Genomic DNA, 20,114 nt, shown 5'->3' on the forward strand with positions numbered 1-20,114 from the left:
AGGTGGGGCTAATGGCTAATGAAAAAGAGTCAATTACATTAGAAGATGAACAAGTATATAATAAAGTATTGCTAGATGATTTGTTGATTAATAATCATATTGACGAATTTAGAGATGAATTCTTATCTATGCATACATATGAACAAAGTGAATACTTTGAAGATAGCGATGAAGATATACGACAACGTATCTTTGAAGTGCTATCGCCAGAAGAAGTTGCCGATTTCTTTGAACAATTAGAAATCGATGAAGATGAATATGAAGCACTATTTGATACGATGGATGCTAATTATGCTAGTAAAATTTTAGAAGATATGTCTTACGATAATGCCGTAGATATTATGAATCAGTTGTCTAAACAAAAGACAGTTAGTCTCCTCACATTAATGAAGCGTGAAGACGCTAAAGAAATTAAAGCGTTATTACATTATGAGGAAGATACTGCCGGTGGTATCATGACCACTGAATATATCTCGTTGAAAGCAACAATGCCTGTAAAAGAGGCGCTTATCCATGTAAAAGAACAAGCACCTAATGCAGAAACTATTTATGTTATTTTTGCAGTGAATGATGATAAACAATTAGCTGGCGTACTCTCACTTAGAGACTTGATTGTAGCTGAAAACGATGCATATATTGAAGATATCATGAGTGAGCGTGTCATTAGTGCAAATGCAGCTGATGACCAAGAAGACGTCGCTCAAAAAATGAGAGACTATGATTTCATAGCTATGCCAGTTGTTGACTATCAAGACCATTTACTTGGTATTATCACAATCGATGATATTTTAGACGTTATGGACGAAGAAGCAAGCGAAGATTATTCTCGTTTAGCCGGTGTCTCAGACGTCGACGCTACAAATGATTCTGTAATTAAAACAGCAAGAAAAAGATTACCTTGGTTGATTATCCTTACATTCTTAGGTATGATTACGGCGACTATTTTAGGATCATTTGAAGATACATTATCAAAAGTTGCATTATTAGCTGCATTTATTCCAATTATTAGTGGGATGTCTGGAAACTCGGGTACACAATCACTTGCCGTTTCTGTTCGTAACATTTCAACGGGTGAAATTGATGAACAAAGTAAATTTAAGGTAGCATTAAGAGAAACAGGCAGTGGATTTTTAAGTGGATTGGTTTGTGCAATCTTGTTATTTATCATTATTATGGTCTTATACGGCCAACCAATCTTAGCAACCATTGTAGGTAGTAGTTTAACAATTGCGATGACAGTGGGTACATTAGTAGGTTCAATGATCCCGTTGGTGATGAACAAGTTAAAAATTGACCCTGCAGTTGCAAGTGGTCCTTTTATCACTACTATTAATGATATTGTCAGTATGTTGATTTATTTTGGATTAGCAACATCATTTATGTCTTACTTAACATAAGGGGGTTATATGGAATTTGTGTCGCTTGTTGTCGTAGTTTTAACGGCATTTTTCACGCCAATTATAGTCAATAGACTAAGAATCAATTTTTTACCTATAGTAGTGGCTGAAATATTAATGGGTATTATTATAGGACATTCTTTTTTAAATTTAGTCGAACGTGATTCAATACTCAATATATTATCAACTTTAGGTTTTATATTTTTAATGTTTTTAAGTGGTTTGGAAATTGATTTTAAAGCCTTTAAAAGAGATAAAAGTTCAACTAAGCAAGAAGAAAAAGTCAAAAAACAAGAGCCAGGTCATTTACAACTAGCGATAGTTGTATTTATGTTTATTATGATTATTTCTATTGTTTTTGCATATATGTTCAAATGGTTCGGCTTAATTGATGATGTCTTGCTTATGGTTATTATTATATCAACGATTTCATTAGGTGTCGTTGTACCAACATTAAAAGAAATGAATATTATGCGTACGACAATTGGACAATTTATCTTGTTAGTTGCTGTACTAGCAGATTTAGTAACAATGATTTTATTAACAGCATATGGTACGTTACATGCTTCGGGGAATACCTCCTTGTGGTTAATCGGCAGTTTAGTCGTATTTACAATTGTGTTTTACTTTTTAGGTGGTTTCTTCAAGAAGGCACAATTCTTACAAAAATTAATGGATGGTACTACTCAAATTGGTATACGTGCTGTATTTGCGCTTATCCTATTATTAGTAGCTTTAGCTGAAGGTGTTGGTGCAGAAAATATTTTAGGAGCATTTTTAGCTGGGGTTGTAGTTTCTCTTCTTAATCCGGATGAGGATATGGTAGAAAAGTTAGATTCATTTGGATATGGGTTCTTTATTCCGATATTCTTTATTATGGTTGGTGTAGATTTAAATATCCCAGAGTTGGTTAAAGAACCGGCATTATTGTTGATTATTCCATTTTTAATATTAGCTTTTATAATATCTAAATTGATACCAGTATTTTATATACGTAGATGGTTTGATATGAAAACTACAATTTCTTCCGCATTTCTATTAACATCTACATTATCATTAGTTATTGCTTCTGCTAAAATTGCGGAACAACTTGGTACAATTTCACCTGAGATATCGGGAATTTTAATTTTAAGTGCAGTCATTACTTGTGTGTTTGTGCCAATTATCTTTAAGAAAATGTTTCCAATGCCGGATGAAGCCACAAGACAAATTGAAGTGAGTTTGATAGGAAAGAACCAATTAACTATACCTATTGCTCAAAATTTATCTTCGCAACTTTATCAGGTTTCACTTTATTATCGAAATGATTTAAGTGATAAACGTAAATTATCTGATGCAATTTCAATGGTCGAAATTGCAGATTATGAAGAAGAATTGCTTGAACGTCTTGGTTTATTTAAACGTAATATCGTTGTGTGTTCAACAAATGATGACGTTATTAATCGCAAAGTAGCATTAATGGCAAAAGCTCACGGTGTAAAACGTGTTATTTGTAGATTGGAATCTAGTTCTAATGATGAGGCTCTTCAAAGAGAAGGTATTGAAGTGTTTAGTAGTTACATGAGTAATAAGATTTTATTAAAAGGTTTGATAGAAACACCTAATATGCTTAACTTGTTAAGTAATGTTGAAACATCACTGTATGAAATTGCCATGTTAAACCATCAATATGATCAGATTCAACTACGTAATTTCCCATTCGGTGGAGATATTATTTTCGTTCGTATTATTAGAAATAATGAATCTATTGTGCCACATGGTGATACTCAGCTTCGTTACAGAGACCGTGTTATTGTTACAGGTTCTAAAGAATATGTTGATGAATTGAAACGTGAATTAGAATTTTATTATTAAACAGTTTATGATTATAAGTGATATTTTATCTTGTATTACCTTACTAATGATAAATTCAATATTTGAATATGAAGGCTGATGCATATTGTTATATATAAATGTCTCAGCCTTTAACATATAGGAGCGGAATTCAAAAAATAGTATTTTGTGATTACTAGATTTCAATTTGTTACAAAATCATGTTAGAACCTTTTTATAGCAACTGTTTTAGGGTGATTAATTCCCTTTTGCTATGTAAACGCATAAAAAATTCAATTGATATTAAAATAAATTGTTTATTTATTATAACCAATGTTAAAATAAGGAATGTTGATATTGGTATCGATGAAAAGTGGATATATCTGTGTCATCTGAATTCGAACCAGTTAAAAATGAAAATTTAAATAAAGGAGTTATTTTCATGTTAAATTTAGAAAACAAAACTTTCGTCATTATGGGCATTGCAAACAAACGTAGTATCGGTTTTGGCGTTGCTAAAGTATTGGATCAACTTGGTGCAAAATTAGTATTTACATACCGTAAAGATCGTAGTAAAAAAGAATTGGAAAAATTAGTTGAACAATTAAATCAAGAAACACATCATATGTACCAAATTGATGTTCAAAGTGATGAAGATGTAGTAAATGGGTTTGCTAAAATTGGAGAAGAAGTTGGCAACATAGATGGCGTTTACCATTCAATTGCTTTTGCAAATATGGAAGATTTACGTGGTCGTTTTATTGATACATCACGTGATGGTTTCTTATTAGCACAAGATATTAGTTCTTATTCATTAACGCTTGTATCACGTGAAGCGAAAAAACTTATGCCTGAAGGTGGTAGTATTGTAGCTACAACTTATTTAGGCGGCGAATTTGCAGTTCAAAATTATAATGTTATGGGTGTTGCGAAGGCAAGTTTAGAAGCAAATGTTCGTTACCTAGCGTTAGATTTAGGACAAGAAAACATCCGTGTTAACGCGATTTCAGCTGGACCTATCCGTACATTGAGTGCAAAAGGAGTAGGCGGTTTTAACACGATCTTAAACGAAATAACAGAACGTGCCCCATTAAAACGTAATATTGATCAAGAGGAAGTTGGTAAAACTGCGGCTTATCTATTAAGCGATTTTTCAAGTGGTGTGACCGGAGAAAATATTCATGTAGATAGTGGTTATCATATCGTTAAATAAAATTATGAAAGAGGTTGGGACATAAATCCCAGAAAAACAGCACTCAGATGATTTAATTCATCTGAGTGCTTCCTTTGTATTCAATACTTCGTATTGTTGGCTCGCTTTCTTAGGGGACAGCTTCAGCCTGTAGTCTTCAGCTTGTCCTGTTCCCTCAAGAGTCTCGCCAAAATACGTCTCATTAATATGTAATTTTACATTAAAACACTTTAAAAAAACAAGGCCCTTTCGTATAATTTAATAAACACAACTAAACTAAATTAACGAGAGGTGCCTTATGTATAAAGATTATAACATGACTCAACTTACACTACCAATGGAAACTTCAGTTCTTATCCCCACAAATGATATGTCACGACATGTTAATGAAATCGTTGAAACAATCCCGGAAAGTGAATTCGATGAATTCAAACATCATCTCGGGGCAACATCATGTCATCCCAAAATGATGTTGAAAATTATTCTATATGCTTACACACAATCCGTATTTTCTGGTCGTAAAATAGAAAAACTGCTTAATGATAGTATCCGAATGATGTGGCTATCACAAAATCAAACACCTTCTTATAAAACAATTAATCGTTTTTGAGTAAATCCTAAAGTAGATGCGCTATTAGAATCTTTATTTATTCAATTTCACAGCCAATGTCTGAAACAAAATCTTATAGATGATAAAACTATTTTTATTGATGGTACAAAACTGGAAGCTAATGCCAATAGATATACATTTGTTTGGAAAAAGAGTATTCAAAACTATGAATCAAAAATGAATGAAGATTCTAAAGCGCTATATTACGAATTAGTGAAAGAGAAAATCATACCTAAGATTAAAGAAGATAATGATCATAAATTAACACAAGAAGAAATAGATTTAATTGGTACTCATTTGGATAAAGAAATCGAAGATTTAAATTATTACATTGAACATGAAAAATGTACTCGGTTAAGAAAGCAAATACGTCAAAAGCGAACTGAAATCAAAAGATATAAAAAGAAATTCGCTGATTATTCAGAACGAAAGTATAAATATAAAAAACAAAAAAGCTATACTCCAAGATAGAAATAGTTATTCTAAGACAGACCATGATGCAACTTTCATGAGAATGAAAGAAGATCATATGAAAAATGGACAACTTAAGCCAGGATATAATTTACAAATAGCGACAAATTCTCAATTTGTTTTATCATATAATGTGTATCAAAATCCGACAGACACAAGAACAATGGTGCCTTTTTTAACTTTAATTAAAGAGACCTACGGTCATTTATCTGAATATATCGTAGCTGATGCTGGTTATGGTAGTGAACCTAATTATATGGCAATTATAGATGAATTTAATAGAACACCGCTCATAACTTATGGCATGTTTATTAAAGATAAAACCAACAAATATAAAAGTGACATTTTTAATACTCAAAATTGGAAATATGATGAAATCAATGATGAATTTATATGCCCGAATCATAAAAGGCTTGGTTTTAAAAGGTATGCTTATCGCTATGATAAATATGGATTTAGGAGAGATTTTAAATTATATGAATGCGATAATTGTTCAGAATGTCCACTGAAGAACAATTGTATGAAATCAAATTCAAAATCTAATAAAAAAATAATGAGAAATTATAACTGGGAATATTTCAAAGCCCAAATCGATCAAAAGCTTTCAGAACCAGAAACAAAAGAAATCTACAATCAAAGAAAAATTGATGTAGAACCTGTTTTTGGATTTATGAAGGCTATTTCGGGTTTCACTTGAATGTCGGTTAGAGGCATAAATAAAGTCAAAAGAGAACTTGGATTTGTATTAATGGCACTTAATATAAGAAAAGTAGTAGCTCAACGAGCTAACTATAATCAAAACAATAATGAAAAAGGCAATTTCTATATTATTTCAATAGAAATTGCCTTTTTTCACTTGTCTAAGAATTTTATGTCCCAGGCTCTTTTTTAATTAAAAAAATTGAGGTCTTGATGCGCACTTATCACGACCTCAATATACATACTTAAATCAGCTAGATAATTTGTCTAGCTGATTTAAGTGACGTAACTAAACGTAAAACGATGACATATTATCAAGAATGCTATTTTAAGCTATTCTTTAACATCACTGTTTGCTTTTTCAATAATTTGTTGTCTGTATTTGAAAACATTACGAACAATCGTTTTAATCACTGCATAAAGTGGGACAGCTACAAGTATTAGGCCAAAGCCACCGAGATTACCAGCAGCTAAAATAACAACAATAATTGTTAAGGGATGAATATTTAAAGATTTACCCATAACGTTTGGTGTAATGACATTACCTTCTAGTTGTTGAGCAACTAATGTGATAATACATACCCATATAAATATAGTTGGACTTTGAATAATGCCGATAATGGCTGCTGGAGCAAACGCCATCCATGGACCAAGGAACGGAATCATATTGGCTACACAGGCAAACATAACTAATAATAGTGTGTAATTCAAACCAATAATTGAATAACCGATATATAAGATAATACCTAAAATGATACTAACTGTTACTTGACCTTGAATATAAGATTGTACTGTATGGTTTAAGTCTTTTAATAAATCAACAATAAAAACTTTTCTATCGCCTTTAAATAGCTTAGCAATAAAAGGTATAAAACGTTCATGGTCTTTTAACATATAGATTAAGAAAAATGGCACCATGATAAGTAAAAATAGCGTTGAGATAAATGAAGTTAAATAACTAAATGAATTAGATAATATATCTGCAGTGTTATCACTCATAGATTGAACCATTTTATTTATTCTATCTGTTACATCAGCAGGTAATCTTTCCATTTGATCTAAAGCAAAGTTAATAATATATTGGATTTCATGTTGCAATGCTGGTATTTGATTAATTAAGTTTTCAATTTGTTCTGCAATAGGTGGTGCAATAAACCTAATAATAATACCGATAATGATAAATAAAGCGATAAAGATAATTGTAATACTAGCCCAACGGGGTACTTTGTTTTTTTCCAATATTTTTTGAAAAGGTAAGCAAATATAGAATAAGAAGCCACTTAATAACAATGGTAACAATACCGATTGAATAATAATTACAAACGGTAAAAATACACTATGGACTTCCATGACTAATTTGATTAGTAAAAACAGGATTAATAAGGCAATTCCTGTTCTAAACCAAACCTTATTTAGCATAGGACAGTTCCTCCTAAATTTCTTTTTTAAGTACTATTTAGTATATCTCAAATAAACAAAGAACAAAAGATGAAAATAGAATTCAGTAATTTCTGTGCCACTATTATAAAAAAATAGAAAGTTAATCATACGAATTAGAATAATTTGTGTTAAATGGTGTAAAACTATTTAACGATTGAAATATAGTACTCTGAAATATTTAATATAAATTAGAGAATAAAATATATAATTCGTGAAAAAGATAACTTAATGAATACGTTGCGCGGAATATTATATATGTGTATAATAATGAAAAATATATCATTTTACATGATAGTACAACAAGGGGGATACGTTATGTTAGAGGGATTACTTACGTGGTTGTATGATATTGTTTGGAGCAAACCATTAGTTTATGGATTGTTAGTTACTGGGGTATTATTTTCTTTTATGTTGCGGTTTTTTCAACTTAGACATTTTAAAGAAATGATACGTTTAATGTTTCAAGGGGAAAAATCACCGACAGGGATATCTAGTTTCCAAGCAATAGCTTTATCTTTAGCAGGTAGAGTTGGGACTGGTAATATTGTAGGTGTTTCGACAGCTATATTTATTGGGGGACCTGGCGCTATATTTTGGATGTGGGCGTCAGCATTTTTAGGTGCTGGTAGTGCGTTTATAGAATCCACGCTCGGACAAATATATAAACGTGAAGAGAAAGGACAATATCGAGGCGGTCCAGCATTCTATATTGAATACGGTATTAAGGGGAAATTAGGGAAGATATACGGTTTAATATTTGCAATCGTTACTGTTATATCAGTGGGGGTATTATTACCAGGCGTGCAGTCTAATGCAATTTCAAGTTCGATGAAAAATGCGTTTAGTATAGAACCTTGGATAGTAGCACTATTCTTAGCGGTATTAATTGGCTTAATCATATTTGGAGGTATTAAGTGGATTGCAAATGCAGCAACTGCAGTCGTTCCGTTTATGGCAATTGCCTACATATTAATGGCAGTTATAATTATATTTATAAATATTGAACAAGTTCCTGCTCTATTTGCTTTGATATTTAAATCAGCATTTGGTTTTGAAGCGGCTTTTGGTGGTATTGTAGGCGCTATGATTGAAATTGGGGTTAAAAGAGGGCTATATTCGAATGAAGCAGGACAAGGTACAGGTCCACACGCTGCGTCTGCAGCAGAAGTATCTCATCCAGCTAAACAAGGATTAGTACAATCATTCTCAGTTTATATAGACACACTATTTGTTTGTACAGCAACTGCTTTAATTATTTTGCTCTCAGGTACATATAATGTTACTGATGGCGGATCGATGTCAGATGGTAAAGCAAGTATGATTAAGGATAATGGAATATTTGTAGAAATGTCGAATGGAGATAAAGATTATTCAGGTACAGCGATGTATGCGCAAGCGGGTATTGATAAAGCTTTCCATGGCAGTGGATATCATTTTGATCCTGCATTCTCAGGATTTGGATCATACTTTATTGCAATTGCATTATTCTTCTTTGCCTTTACAACAATATTGGCATACTATTATATTGCTGAAACCAATATTACGTACTTAACTAGAAGAAGTTCGAAGAAAACCACTTTTATATATATTAATATTATAAGAATCGTTCTGATTTTAGCGACAGTATATGGTGCAGTTAAAACTGCAGATTTAGCATGGATGATGGGGGATTTGGGCGTAGGTATGATGGCGTGGTTAAATATTATTGCTATTTGGATACTACACAAGCCAGCAATCAATGCGTTGAAAGATTATGAAAAGCAAAAGAAAAAACTTGGATCAGGTAAACGCGCTATTTATAAACCAGATCCTAGTAAAGTGCCTAATGCTGTTTTCTGGCTAAAAGATTATCCTCAGCGCCTCAAAGAAGAAAAAATTGATGATTAAGTAATCACTCAATTTGTAAAAGTTAAGTTGAAATATTTTAAAATCATGTGTCTCTTGGTACAATGTCTATAAGACTACTAGGGGGCGCATGATTTATGTATGACTTTCAACCAGGAAATATCAATAAGATTAATTTTCCTAGCGAGATTTTAGATAGAGATGTTACGTTATCTATCTATTTACCTAAGGATTTTACAGAATTATTTAAATATAAAGTTGTTTTTTGCTTTGATGGGGCAGACTTTTTTGCTTTTGGTAGAATCCATCGTACTTATGAAAAGTTAAGAGAAGCCAATGAAATTGAGCGAGCGATTTTTGTAGGTTTTCACTATGAAGACGTTGATAAAAGAAGAGCAGAATTTCACCCTCAAGGTGCGCGTACACCGTTGACTGTGAAAGCTATGGCTAATGAAATATTACCATTTATAGATAAGACATTCCCAACGTTTAAAGTAGGTAATGCGCGTGTTCTTTTAGGAGATAGTTTAGCTGGTAGCGCGGCCTTAATTACTGCATTGTCGTATCCGCGTATATTTAGTCAAGTGGGATTATTAAGTCCGCAACATGATGAGGCTATCCAGACATTGATTGAACGCTGTCAATTTAAAGAGCAACTTTCAATTTGGCATGCGGTTGGATTAGAAGAGGAAAATTTCAAGTTACCGACTACTGGTAAAACTGCAGATTTTTTAACACCAAACCGTGAATTAAATTCAATTATTAAAGCAAATGGTTTTACATACCATTATTTAGAATTTGAAGGCGGTCATAGATGGAAATCATGGCAATATTTACTTGATGAAATGTTAAAATATTTTTTATCTGATAATATTTCATTTTAATATTCTGAAATAAATTGACTTTAGAGTAACGAATTTTTCTGAAATTTGCTATAATGTAATTATGTTAAACAAAGGAGGAATTTAAATGATTTTAGGATTGGCATTAATTCCGTCAAAAGCATTTCAAGATGAAGTGAATGCATATCGTAAGCGTTATGATGCTCATTATGCATCTATTATGCCGCATATAACGATAAAGGGGCAATTTAAAATAAACGATGACGATTTAGAGTCTGTAAAAGAGACAATCAAATCGAGAATCGAAGGCATTCCAACGGTCGATGTTCATGCAACAAAAGCATCTAATTTTGCGCCGATTACAAATGTTATTTATTTTAAAGTTGAAAAAACAGAAACTTTAGAAAACTTATTTAATCAATTTAACAAAGGCGATTTTTATGGGGTTGCAGATCATTCATTTGTACCACATTTTACTATTGCCCAAGGGTTGACGAGTCAAGAATTTGAAGATATTTATGGACAATTGAAGCTAGCGGGAATTGACTACAAAGAAACAATTGAGCAACTTTCTTTAGTTTATTACGATGAAAAAGAAGATAAATGGAAAGTTTTAGAAAACTTTAATTTAGCGTAAACATGTTTCATTTTGATTATTGTCTGAACAGTTCTTGTTTAGACATAAAAAGATAGAGAGCTAATCAATTTAGGTTAGCTCTCTTTTATATTTAAAATATTATAATTTTGGTAGGTATACAATCTAGGCGTGAGCAAGGTGAAAAATTGTATGAAAATAAAAAAAGCGTCAATTTCTATATGTTTTTAATAGAAATTGACGTTTTTTTAACTAGATACATTTTAAGTTTCATGTTCTAAATTTTTTGAGTTGTTATAACTCATGCGTACATGTATATTTAAGGTTGGCTAATGATAATTTTCAATTGATAACTTGATTAAGCTTAACATTTTTTCCTATTTATTTTAAAATTTAAGAATCCTCTAAAGTTGTTTTTTATGTTTGATAAAATAGATACCATAAAAAACTGCTAAGAATAAGAATACAAAAGCTGAAAAATAAAATGTGTTATTTACTGAATTTGAAAACTCAGTTATTAAACCACCGACAAGTGGACCAATCATAGAGCCAAAACCTTGAACGCTATTAAATACGCCCCAAGTTTCTTCTTGTTCATCCAAATGTATATGGCTTGCCATAAATGTGTTCCAGGCTGGTAGTAAGATACCATACATAAGACCAATAAATACTGCTAATATCCAAACTAATGTAATTTCAGTAATTAATGATAAAGCAAATATCATAAGTGTATAGAGTACAAAACCACTAAATATTACACTGTACATAAATAATGTGCCATGATTATCAATTATCTTAGATAAGAACAACATTGAAAACGCACAGCCAATGCCACCAAATACGATTGCCATCGTATATTCAACTGTTGAAACACCGACAACTTTTGTTGCATATGTAGGTAATATAGGAACAAGAGCAGTAATTGAAGCACCTTGTAGTAAAATCCCCGGAAAAAGAAGTAAATGTCGTTTTGTGACATTTACTATCTGACCTAATTGCTGTTTAACGGGGCGAGTATTATAATTTGTGAGTCTAATTTTTACGAAATAATATAATATCCAAGCAATTAATACAACAAGTGACATTAAAAACGCAAATTGCGTCGGATGAAATTTAAATATAATATTCATGCCAACCATACCTACTAGTAGACCTAGTAACCAAGAGAAGTACACATAACCCATTTGTTTACCACGGTTCTTTTCATCGACACTTGCTAACATGATTACCCATATAGGACTTACCGCAATACCTAATAAGACGGCACTGATGATTAATACTATAGGTGAAGTAGGGAACCAAATAACTAAAAATAGACTGGCAAAAGCAAGTAAAAACCCTAAAGTTAGTACTAATTTTGTACCTAAGCGTTTAAGTAAGAAACCAATCACAAAATTTGTAGCTGCATCTGAAATAAAATGTATAGAAATAGCAATAGATGTTATACCAACAGCAATTGAGGTTGCTGTTGGAAGCAATGATAAATAACTTAAAATATACATTCCTCGAGCAAATTCCATTAAGAATAAGATGATTAGCATGATTATAAAATTTTTATTTGTGCCATAATTATTTAACGAAGAGCTTTGCATATAAAGGAACCTTTCCGTAAACTTCCTCATATCGAGATGAATGATTAAGTAAGTCTAATAAATCTTTACATAATTTGTATGTTGAATATGGAATTCTAGAAGCATCCATTGCTTGTGACATTGCAGCTAATCTATCTGGCTCATTTGTTAATGTAGCAACTTGATCTATTGCTGCTTCAGGTGTACTTGCAATACTACCAAATCCTTTTTCTTCGAAGTAGACTGCATTTTCAAGTTCTTGCCCTGGTGCGGGGTCTAAGAAAATCATTGGTATTTGACGCGTTAATGCTTCTGATATGGTGATGCCGCCAGGTTTCGTAATCATCAAGTGACTGGAAGCCATCCACTCATTCATATTTGTTGTATAACCTAAAATAAGAACGTTATTATTAGCTTTGAATTGACTAGATAACGAACGTTTTAAGTCTTTGTTTTTACCACATATCATAACTACTTGCGCATGAGGACTTCGATTTAAGATTTCTTGAATCATTTGGCCAAAGCCTTTTGAAACACCAAATGCACCTGCAGACATTAATATAGTTGGTTTGTTGGGATCTAATTTGTTTTGGCGTAACCAATCTCCTTGGTTGATATCCGCTTCGAATTTATCAGAAATTGGAATGCCTGTTACCTTCAATTTATTCCTTGGTATACCGATACTTGCAAATTCGTCTTTTAATTCTTCTGTAGCAAGATAATATTTATGTGAATGTGGTGTAATCCAGTTTTTTTGCATGCGGTAGTCTGTCATTACTGTTGCAATAGGTATGTTCATATCAAATTGTTCAGTTAATACAGACATAACCGGCGTTGGAAAAGTTAGTAAAATAAGATCTGGCTTTTCTTTTAAAAGTAAATTCATTAATTTATTAAGTCCATAGTATTTGTAGAAACACTTATCTAATTGGTCTGGTTGACTATAGTAAAAAGCTTTATACATATTTCTGAAATATTTAAAACTATTAATGTACCATTTTTTACAGATAGAAGTCAGAATCGGGTGAGCTTCTAAAAATAAATCATGTTCAATAACTGTTAAATTGTCTAGATTCATTTCGTTAAATTGGTTTACTACGCTTTGCGTAACTTGTAAATGCCCGTTACCAAAAGATCCAGTAATTATCAGTATTTTTTTATTTTGAGTAACCATTAAAAGCCACCCTCCAATAGTTTATATTTAGCTCAAGGTAATTTTAACGTATTTACTTGAGGTGTGAAAGAAAAAACACACAATTAATTTAAATTATATCATTTTACAAACGCTTGTGAAATGATTCATACTAAATTGGGAAATTAAAATCTAATAAAATAAAGTTGTTATATATGTATATATTACCACTTTTGTTAAAACAATAAGCTTATATTCTGTAAATAACAAAATATATAGAAAGTTTTAACATTTTGATAACATGTAGTTAATATTCTTACAATATAAAGATTACAATACTTAAATAGATGGTACTTGAGTATATTTAAGCGTTCAAGCAGCTTAATATAATAGGAAGAAATTATAAATATCAAATAGTTAGATTCTATAAAAACATCGGGAAATGTGTATAATAGAAGTATTGGAAATAAAGGAGCGATATATGTTGGAAGCAAATGTGTTGTTTGAAAAAATTAAAGTGAAACAAGTTTTCGGCACGTTAGATAGAAATATAACAGATATAACAACTGACTCTCGTACTGCTCAACACGGCAGTATATTCGTAGCATCAAAAGGTTATACAGTAGACAGCCATAGATTTTGCCAAGAAGTGGTAAATCAGGGCTGTGAGGTTATTATTGTTAACCAAAAACAACAAATTATAGGAGATGTAACGCAAGTCATTGTCCCAGATACTTTACGTGTAGCAAGTTTGTTAGCTAATACGTTATTTAATTATCCTAGTAAGCAACTCGTAACATATGGGGTGACAGGAACGAATGGGAAAACTTCAATCGCCACGATGATACATCATATTCATAGAAAATTAAATAAAGGTAGTGCTTACTTAGGCACAAATGGGTTTCAAATAAATGAAGTTAAATCAAAAGGAGCAAATACAACGCCAGAAACTGTATCATTAACAAAGAAAGTGAATGAAGCAGTTGAAGCAGGTGCTGAAGCAATGACATTAGAAGTATCTAGTCATGGTTTATCTTTAGGTCGTCTTCGTGGCGTGGATTTCGATGTAGCCATTTTTTCAAATTTAACACAAGATCATTTAGATTTTCACGGTACAATGGAGTCTTATGGTCACGCTAAATCACTATTGTTTAGCCAATTAGGTGAAGATTTATCACAAGATAAATATGTTGTGTTGAATAATGATGATCCTTTTTCAGAATATCTTAGCTCAGTAACACCATATGAAGTGTTCACTTATGGGGTCAATAATGATGCGCAGTTTACAGCGGAACAGATTGAAGAATCCTTGCAAGGAGTTAAATTTAATTTTAATACACCTGAAGGAAAATTCTATGTAAAATCACCTTATGTTGGTCTGTTTAATGTTTCTAACATTATGGCTGCAATGATTGCAGTGTGGAGTAAAGGTATTGAGTTTAATGAAATTATAAAAGCTGTTGAAAATTTAGAACCTGTAGAAGGAAGATTAGAAGTATTAGATCCTTCACTACCAATCGATCTAATTATAGACTATGCACATACAGCAGATGGAATGGATAAATTAATTGATGCCGTTAAGCCATTCGCCAAACAAAAATTAATTTTCTTATGTGGTATGGCAGGTGAACGTGATTTAACTAAAACGCCTGAAATGGGACGTGTAGCATGCCGAGCAGACTATGTTATCTTTACACCTGACAACCCTGCGGATGATGATCCTAAAAAATTAACACAAGAATTAGCTAAAGGTGCAACACATGATAACTATATTGAATTTTATAATCGTGCAGATGGCATAAGACATGCTATAGATATTGCTGAGCCAGGGGATACTGTGGTATTAGCTTCAAAAGGTCGAGAACCATATCAAATTATGCCTGGTCACATCAAAGTACCGCATCGTGACGATCTTATTGGATTAGAAGCGGCTTATAAAAAATTTGACGGAGGTTCTCATGAAAGTTAAAAAAATCAACTTCAATGACATCCAGGCTAATGTGTATATATATGAAAATGTAGTAAATCAATTATTTCTTATAGCAATTCCTGAAATAAATTGGTCGTTAGAAGTAGAATCAACGTTAAATGAAGATGATATGAAAGAGGAACTTGTGATACACTTATTTACATTACTTGATGAGTCAACAGCGACACGTTTTGCTGATGATATCGTTAAATGGATATTGGAGAATTAAAGGAGATTATAAATGAATATAAAGGAAGAAGTAGAATCAAGAAAAACCTTTGCAATTATTTCTCACCCAGATGCTGGTAAAACAACACTAACAGAAAAATTATTACTGTTTGGTGGTGCAATTAGAGAAGCAGGTACAGTTAAAGGTAAAAAAAGCGGGAAATTCGCTACAAGTGACTGGATGAAAGTTGAACAAGAGCGTGGTATTTCTGTTACCAGTTCAGTAATGCAATTTGACTACGACCATTATAAAATTAATATTTTAGATACGCCAGGCCACGAAGATTTTTCTGAAGACACTTACAGAACCTTGATGGCTGTAGATAGTGCAGTTATGGTTATTGACTGCGCAAAGGGTATTGAACCTCAAACGTTAAAACTATTCAAAGTTTGTAAAATGAGAGGTATTCCTATTTTTACGTTTATCAATAAATTAGATAGAGTAGGGAAAGAACCATTTGAATTATTAGATGAAATAGAATCTACATTAGATATAGAAACATATCCTATGAATTGGCCAATTGGAATGGGGCAAAACTTTTTCGGTATTATTGACAGAGAGTCGCATACAATTGAACCATTTAGAGATGAAGAAAATATCTTACACTTAGACGATGACTATGAACTTAAAGAAGACCACGAAATGAAAAATGATAGCGCATTTGCACAAGCAATTGATGAACTTATGTTAGTTGAAGAAGCAGGTGAAAACTTTGATAATGAAGCACTATTGAATGGTGAGTTAACGCCTGTATTCTTTGGCTCGGCATTAGCAAACTTCGGTGTACAAAATTTCTTAAATGCATACGTGGACCATGCGCCAATGCCAAATGCACGTCAAACAAAAGAAGACATAGAAGTAAGTCCTTTTGATTTAGATTTTTCAGGTTTCATATTTAAAATCCAAGCAAATATGGACCCGAAACATAGAGATAGAATCGCTTTTATGCGTGTTGTTAGTGGTGCATTTGAACGTGGTATGGATGTTAACTTGCAACGAACAAACAAAAAACAAAAAATCACTCGTTCAACTTCGTTTATGGCAGATGATAAAGAAACTGTAAATCATGCGGTTGCTGGTGATATTATTGGTCTATATGATACAGGTAATTATCAAATTGGTGATACACTAGTTGGTGGTAATCAAAAATTTAGTTTCCAAGAACTACCACAATTTACACCAGAATTATTTATGAAAGTATCAGCCAAAAATGTGATGAAGCAAAAACATTTCCATAAAGGTATCGAACAATTAGTTCAAGAAGGTGCAATCCAATATTATAAGGCATTACACACAAACCAGATTATTATTGGTGCTGTAGGTCAGTTACAATTCGAAGTATTCGAACATCGTTTGAAGAATGAATATAATGTAGACGTTGTTATGGAGCCAGTTGGTCAAAAAATTGCACGTTGGATAGAAAATGAAGAAGACATCAAAGATAAGATGAGCTCTACACGTTCTATTTTAGTTAAAGATGTATATGATAACTACGTATTTTTATTTGAAAATGAGTTTGCTACAAGATGGTTTGAAGAAAAATTCCCAGAAATTAAATTATATGGATTGTTATAAATTTTGTTTTTGTGTATAATAACCATATTAATAGAATACCTATGACTATGTAGTCAGAGGGGAGTAACTTAACTAAAGTTAAATTGATATATGAAGCATGCAAGTAATACCTAGATATAGGTAAATGTATATTGATATATTCTTTTTAACTTAGTCATTTTTATCGTCATTACGAAGTATAATACTTCCGGTAAGATGGGCAGAATAAAACTGTCGAGTGAGACCTTTGCTAACAGTGTATATTGTCTGTGAATTGTATTTAATTTACTATACGTTTATTAAAATACGATAAAAGGATAACATATGCACTGACTTAGCTTAGGTCTCTATTTTTATGTAAAAAAACTAAAGGAGATGTCCTATATGGATCCGAGTTTGATTTTACCTTACCTATGGGTGTTAGTAGTACTCGTATTTTTAGAAGGTTTATTAGCTGCAGATAATGCAGTTGTAATGGCAGTAATGGTTAAACATTTACCGCCTGAACAACGTAAAAAAGCGCTGTTCTATGGGTTGCTTGGTGCTTTTGTATTCCGTTTCTTATCTTTATTCTTAATTAGTGTTATTGCACATTTCTGGTGGATACAAGCACTAGGTGCTTTATACTTGCTATATATGTCTATCCGGAATTTGATATCCTTCTTTAAGGAAAAAGACCATGATAAGAACGATGGTAGTGATGATCATCATTTTGATGAATCTGGAGAAGAGATACATGCTAGTGCTAAAACATTTTGGGGTACAGTGTTAAAAGTAGAATTTGCCGATATCGCTTTTGCGATTGATTCAATGCTTGCGGCACTTGCTATAGCGGTTACCTTACCAACAGTAGGTATCCATTTTGGTGGAATGGATTTAGGCCAATTTGTTGTTATGTTCTTAGGCGGCATGCTAGGTGTTGTTATAATGCGTTTTGCTGCAACTTGGTTTGTAAACCTATTAAATAAATATCCAGGTTTAGAAGGTGCAGCTTTTGCAATTGTTGGTTGGGTTGGTATCAAATTAGTTGTTATGGTGCTTGCTCACCCAGATATCGGAGTTTTAGATGAACATTTCCCACACAGCGTTGTTTGGCAGTCAATCTTCTGGTCTGTTATGATTTTGTTAGTCATCATTGGTTGGTTAGGTTCTGTTCGTAAAAATAAAAAAGAGAAAAAATAAATATATAAATTTTAAATTTTCGAAGTTAGTTCATAAATACTAAGGCTTGTTCCTATACATTTAAGGGAACAGGCCTTTTAATTTTGCTCTTATTTATCCAGTTTTAAATATTAATATAAAGTTATAACTATAATTTAACGTTGTTAGCTTTATATTAATAATTTGGAAAATTATAATTTTAAATTTTATATCTAACCAATTAAAATAGTTTCTGTTTTAAAATTATATATATGGCAATAATAGAAAGGAATAGGGGGGATAAAATGAAAGAGGCACCAAAAGATAAAAATTTTGATCATACTCTAAAGTTATTAAAAGAAGGGTACTATTTTATAATTAATAGGCGTGAAGCATTGAATACTAATATATTCCAAACAAAATTGATAGGTAAAAAAATGTATTGCTTGAGTGGGCGTAAGCAAGCAGAACTTTTTTATGATAATGAATTATTTAAAAGACAAGGTGCAGCCCCGTCTCGAGTTAATAAAACACTTTTTGGAGAGGGGGGTGTACAAGGATTAGATGAAGGTGCTCATTACAAAAGAAAAGGTATGTTTATGGAATTAATGGGTAATCAGGAAATGGTCGAAATTAGCAAATTAATCTATAAATATTGGTTAGCTTATTTCGACCATATATCTAATAGGAAAAACGTTAATATGTATGAAGCTTCAAAGAAAGTTTTTTTACAAACTGCGTGTGAATGGACAGGAGTCCCTTTAAAAGAAAATGAAAGTGATAAACGCGCTTCACAATTATCAAATTTATTTGAAAATGCCGCATCAGTTGGATTAAAACATTGGAAAAGTAGAAGAGAACGAATAAAAGCTGAAAAATGGATAGAAGAATTAGTTCATGATATAAGAAATGGAAATTTCAATTTAGACAAAGATAAAGCTTTATATAAGTTTTCTTGGTTCCATGATATCGATGGAAAACTGTTAGGAGAAAAAGTAGTTGCCGTTGAAATATTAAACTTATTAAGACCGATGACAGCGGTATCTGTATGGGTGGCTAACATTGGGCTTGCAATGTACCAATTCCCAGAAGAAGCAAAAAAGCTACAAAATGGCGAGGAGAAAAAAATTATGATGTTTTTACAAGAAACAAGAAGATATTATCCTTTTTTTCCTTTTACAGTAGCTAAAGTAAAGAAAGATTTTGAATATAATGGTTTTAAATTTAAGAAAGGCACAATCACACTTCTAGATTTGTATGGAACTAATAAACATCCAGAAGACTGGTCCAACCCTCAACAATTCATACCCGAAAGATTTGAACATTGGGAACAAACGCCTTTTAATTTTATACCTCAAGGTGGTGGCAGTTATGATTTTGGTCATCGCTGTGCTGGAGAATTTGTAACAATGGCCATGTTGAAAGCTACGATGGACATTTTAATTAAACATATTACTTATGATATACCAGAACAAAGCTTTGATTTTAATTTTAATGATATACCAGCTGTACCCAACGATGGTTTCATAATTAATAATGTTAGGTTTATATAAATTTATTTTTCAAAAACATTTACAGAAACGTTAAATTTTCTAATTAGTTGTAGGAGTAGATAG

Annotated in this window: 14 protein-coding genes and 1 pseudogene; 12 read left to right on the forward strand and 3 right to left on the reverse strand. The window is 32.0% G+C overall.

What is annotated here, in order from left to right; all coding sequences use genetic code 11:
* Window positions 1-11 precede the first annotated feature (11 nt).
* The 4 genes and pseudogenes from mgtE (at window position 12) to ACF91D_RS19915 (ending at window position 6,374) form a co-directional block, all read left to right on the forward strand.
* Window positions 12-1,397 (forward strand): magnesium transporter, encoded by a 1,386-nt coding sequence (gene mgtE, locus ACF91D_RS19900; RefSeq protein WP_039067754.1) that lies wholly within the window; start codon window positions 12-14, stop codon window positions 1,395-1,397.
* Window positions 1,398-1,406: 9 nt separating this feature from the next.
* Window positions 1,407-3,251 carry a monovalent cation:proton antiporter family protein gene (locus ACF91D_RS19905; protein ID WP_327620686.1) on the forward strand — a complete coding sequence of 615 codons (1,845 nt, stop codon included), beginning with the start codon at window positions 1,407-1,409 and terminating at the stop codon, window positions 3,249-3,251.
* A 400-nt stretch (window positions 3,252-3,651) separates the two neighbouring features.
* Window positions 3,652-4,422 carry an enoyl-ACP reductase FabI gene (gene fabI, locus ACF91D_RS19910; protein WP_039067868.1) on the forward strand — a complete coding sequence of 257 codons (771 nt, stop codon included), beginning with the start codon at window positions 3,652-3,654 and terminating at the stop codon, window positions 4,420-4,422.
* Between the two features lie 277 nt (window positions 4,423-4,699).
* Window positions 4,700-6,374, forward strand: a pseudogene (locus ACF91D_RS19915) (IS1182 family transposase).
* 140 nt (window positions 6,375-6,514) lie between these two features.
* Here the strand turns inward: ACF91D_RS19915 and cozEa are convergent.
* Window positions 6,515-7,600: a lipoteichoic acid biosynthesis protein CozEa gene (cozEa, locus tag ACF91D_RS19920; protein ID WP_039067750.1), complete on the reverse strand. Its 1,086-nt coding sequence runs from the start codon at window positions 7,598-7,600 to the stop codon at window positions 6,515-6,517.
* 336 nt (window positions 7,601-7,936) lie between these two features.
* Between cozEa and ACF91D_RS19925 the strand changes: the two genes are divergently transcribed.
* The 3 genes from ACF91D_RS19925 to ACF91D_RS19935 all read left to right on the forward strand — a co-directional run bounded on the left by ACF91D_RS19925 (window position 7,937) and on the right by ACF91D_RS19935 (window position 10,945).
* Window positions 7,937-9,508: an alanine/glycine:cation symporter family protein gene (locus tag ACF91D_RS19925; RefSeq protein ID WP_327620685.1), complete on the forward strand. Its 1,572-nt coding sequence runs from the start codon at window positions 7,937-7,939 to the stop codon at window positions 9,506-9,508.
* Window positions 9,509-9,603: 95 nt separating this feature from the next.
* On the forward strand, window positions 9,604-10,350 hold the full coding sequence (locus tag ACF91D_RS19930) for an esterase family protein (protein WP_039067747.1): 747 nt from the start codon (window positions 9,604-9,606) through the stop codon (window positions 10,348-10,350).
* A gap of 85 nt (window positions 10,351-10,435) precedes the next feature.
* The gene (locus tag ACF91D_RS19935; RefSeq protein WP_039067746.1) at window positions 10,436-10,945 is read left to right on the forward strand and encodes a YjcG family protein; all 510 of its coding nucleotides are present in this window, start codon (window positions 10,436-10,438) and stop codon (window positions 10,943-10,945) included.
* Between the two features lie 362 nt (window positions 10,946-11,307).
* Here the strand turns inward: ACF91D_RS19935 and ltaA are convergent, their stop codons facing one another.
* Window positions 11,308-12,495: a lipoteichoic acid biosynthesis MFS flippase LtaA gene (ltaA, locus tag ACF91D_RS19940; RefSeq protein WP_039067745.1), complete on the reverse strand. Its 1,188-nt coding sequence runs from the start codon at window positions 12,493-12,495 to the stop codon at window positions 11,308-11,310.
* Window positions 12,473-13,648, reverse strand: coding sequence for a diglucosyl diacylglycerol synthase (locus tag ACF91D_RS19945; protein WP_039067743.1), 1,176 nt, complete (start codon window positions 13,646-13,648; stop codon window positions 12,473-12,475). Before ACF91D_RS19945 ends, ltaA begins: the two co-directional genes overlap by 23 nt.
* A 442-nt stretch (window positions 13,649-14,090) precedes the next feature.
* Here ACF91D_RS19945 and ACF91D_RS19950 point away from each other — a divergent pair, with 442 nt between their 5' ends.
* The 5 genes from ACF91D_RS19950 to ACF91D_RS19970 all read left to right on the forward strand — a co-directional run bounded on the left by ACF91D_RS19950 (window position 14,091) and on the right by ACF91D_RS19970 (window position 20,051).
* Window positions 14,091-15,575: a UDP-N-acetylmuramoyl-L-alanyl-D-glutamate--L-lysine ligase gene (locus ACF91D_RS19950; protein ID WP_327620707.1), complete on the forward strand. Its 1,485-nt coding sequence runs from the start codon at window positions 14,091-14,093 to the stop codon at window positions 15,573-15,575.
* Window positions 15,565-15,804, forward strand: coding sequence for a YueH family protein (locus tag ACF91D_RS19955; protein ID WP_327620684.1), 240 nt, complete (start codon window positions 15,565-15,567; stop codon window positions 15,802-15,804). Before ACF91D_RS19950 ends, ACF91D_RS19955 begins: the two co-directional genes overlap by 11 nt.
* Window positions 15,805-15,816: 12 nt before the next feature.
* A complete protein-coding gene (locus ACF91D_RS19960; protein ID WP_069792986.1) occupies window positions 15,817-17,379 on the forward strand; it encodes a peptide chain release factor 3 in 1,563 nt (520 codons plus the stop codon).
* A gap of 363 nt (window positions 17,380-17,742) precedes the next feature.
* Window positions 17,743-18,540, forward strand: a complete 798-nt coding sequence (locus tag ACF91D_RS19965) for a TerC family protein (protein ID WP_327620683.1) — start codon at window positions 17,743-17,745, stop codon at window positions 18,538-18,540.
* A 263-nt stretch (window positions 18,541-18,803) separates the two neighbouring features.
* Window positions 18,804-20,051: a cytochrome P450 gene (locus ACF91D_RS19970; protein ID WP_327620682.1), complete on the forward strand. Its 1,248-nt coding sequence runs from the start codon at window positions 18,804-18,806 to the stop codon at window positions 20,049-20,051.
* Window positions 20,052-20,114 lie beyond the last annotated feature (63 nt).

The sequence above is a fragment of the Staphylococcus sp. 231237_7MaSpsaltlick genome, assembly GCF_043107035.1.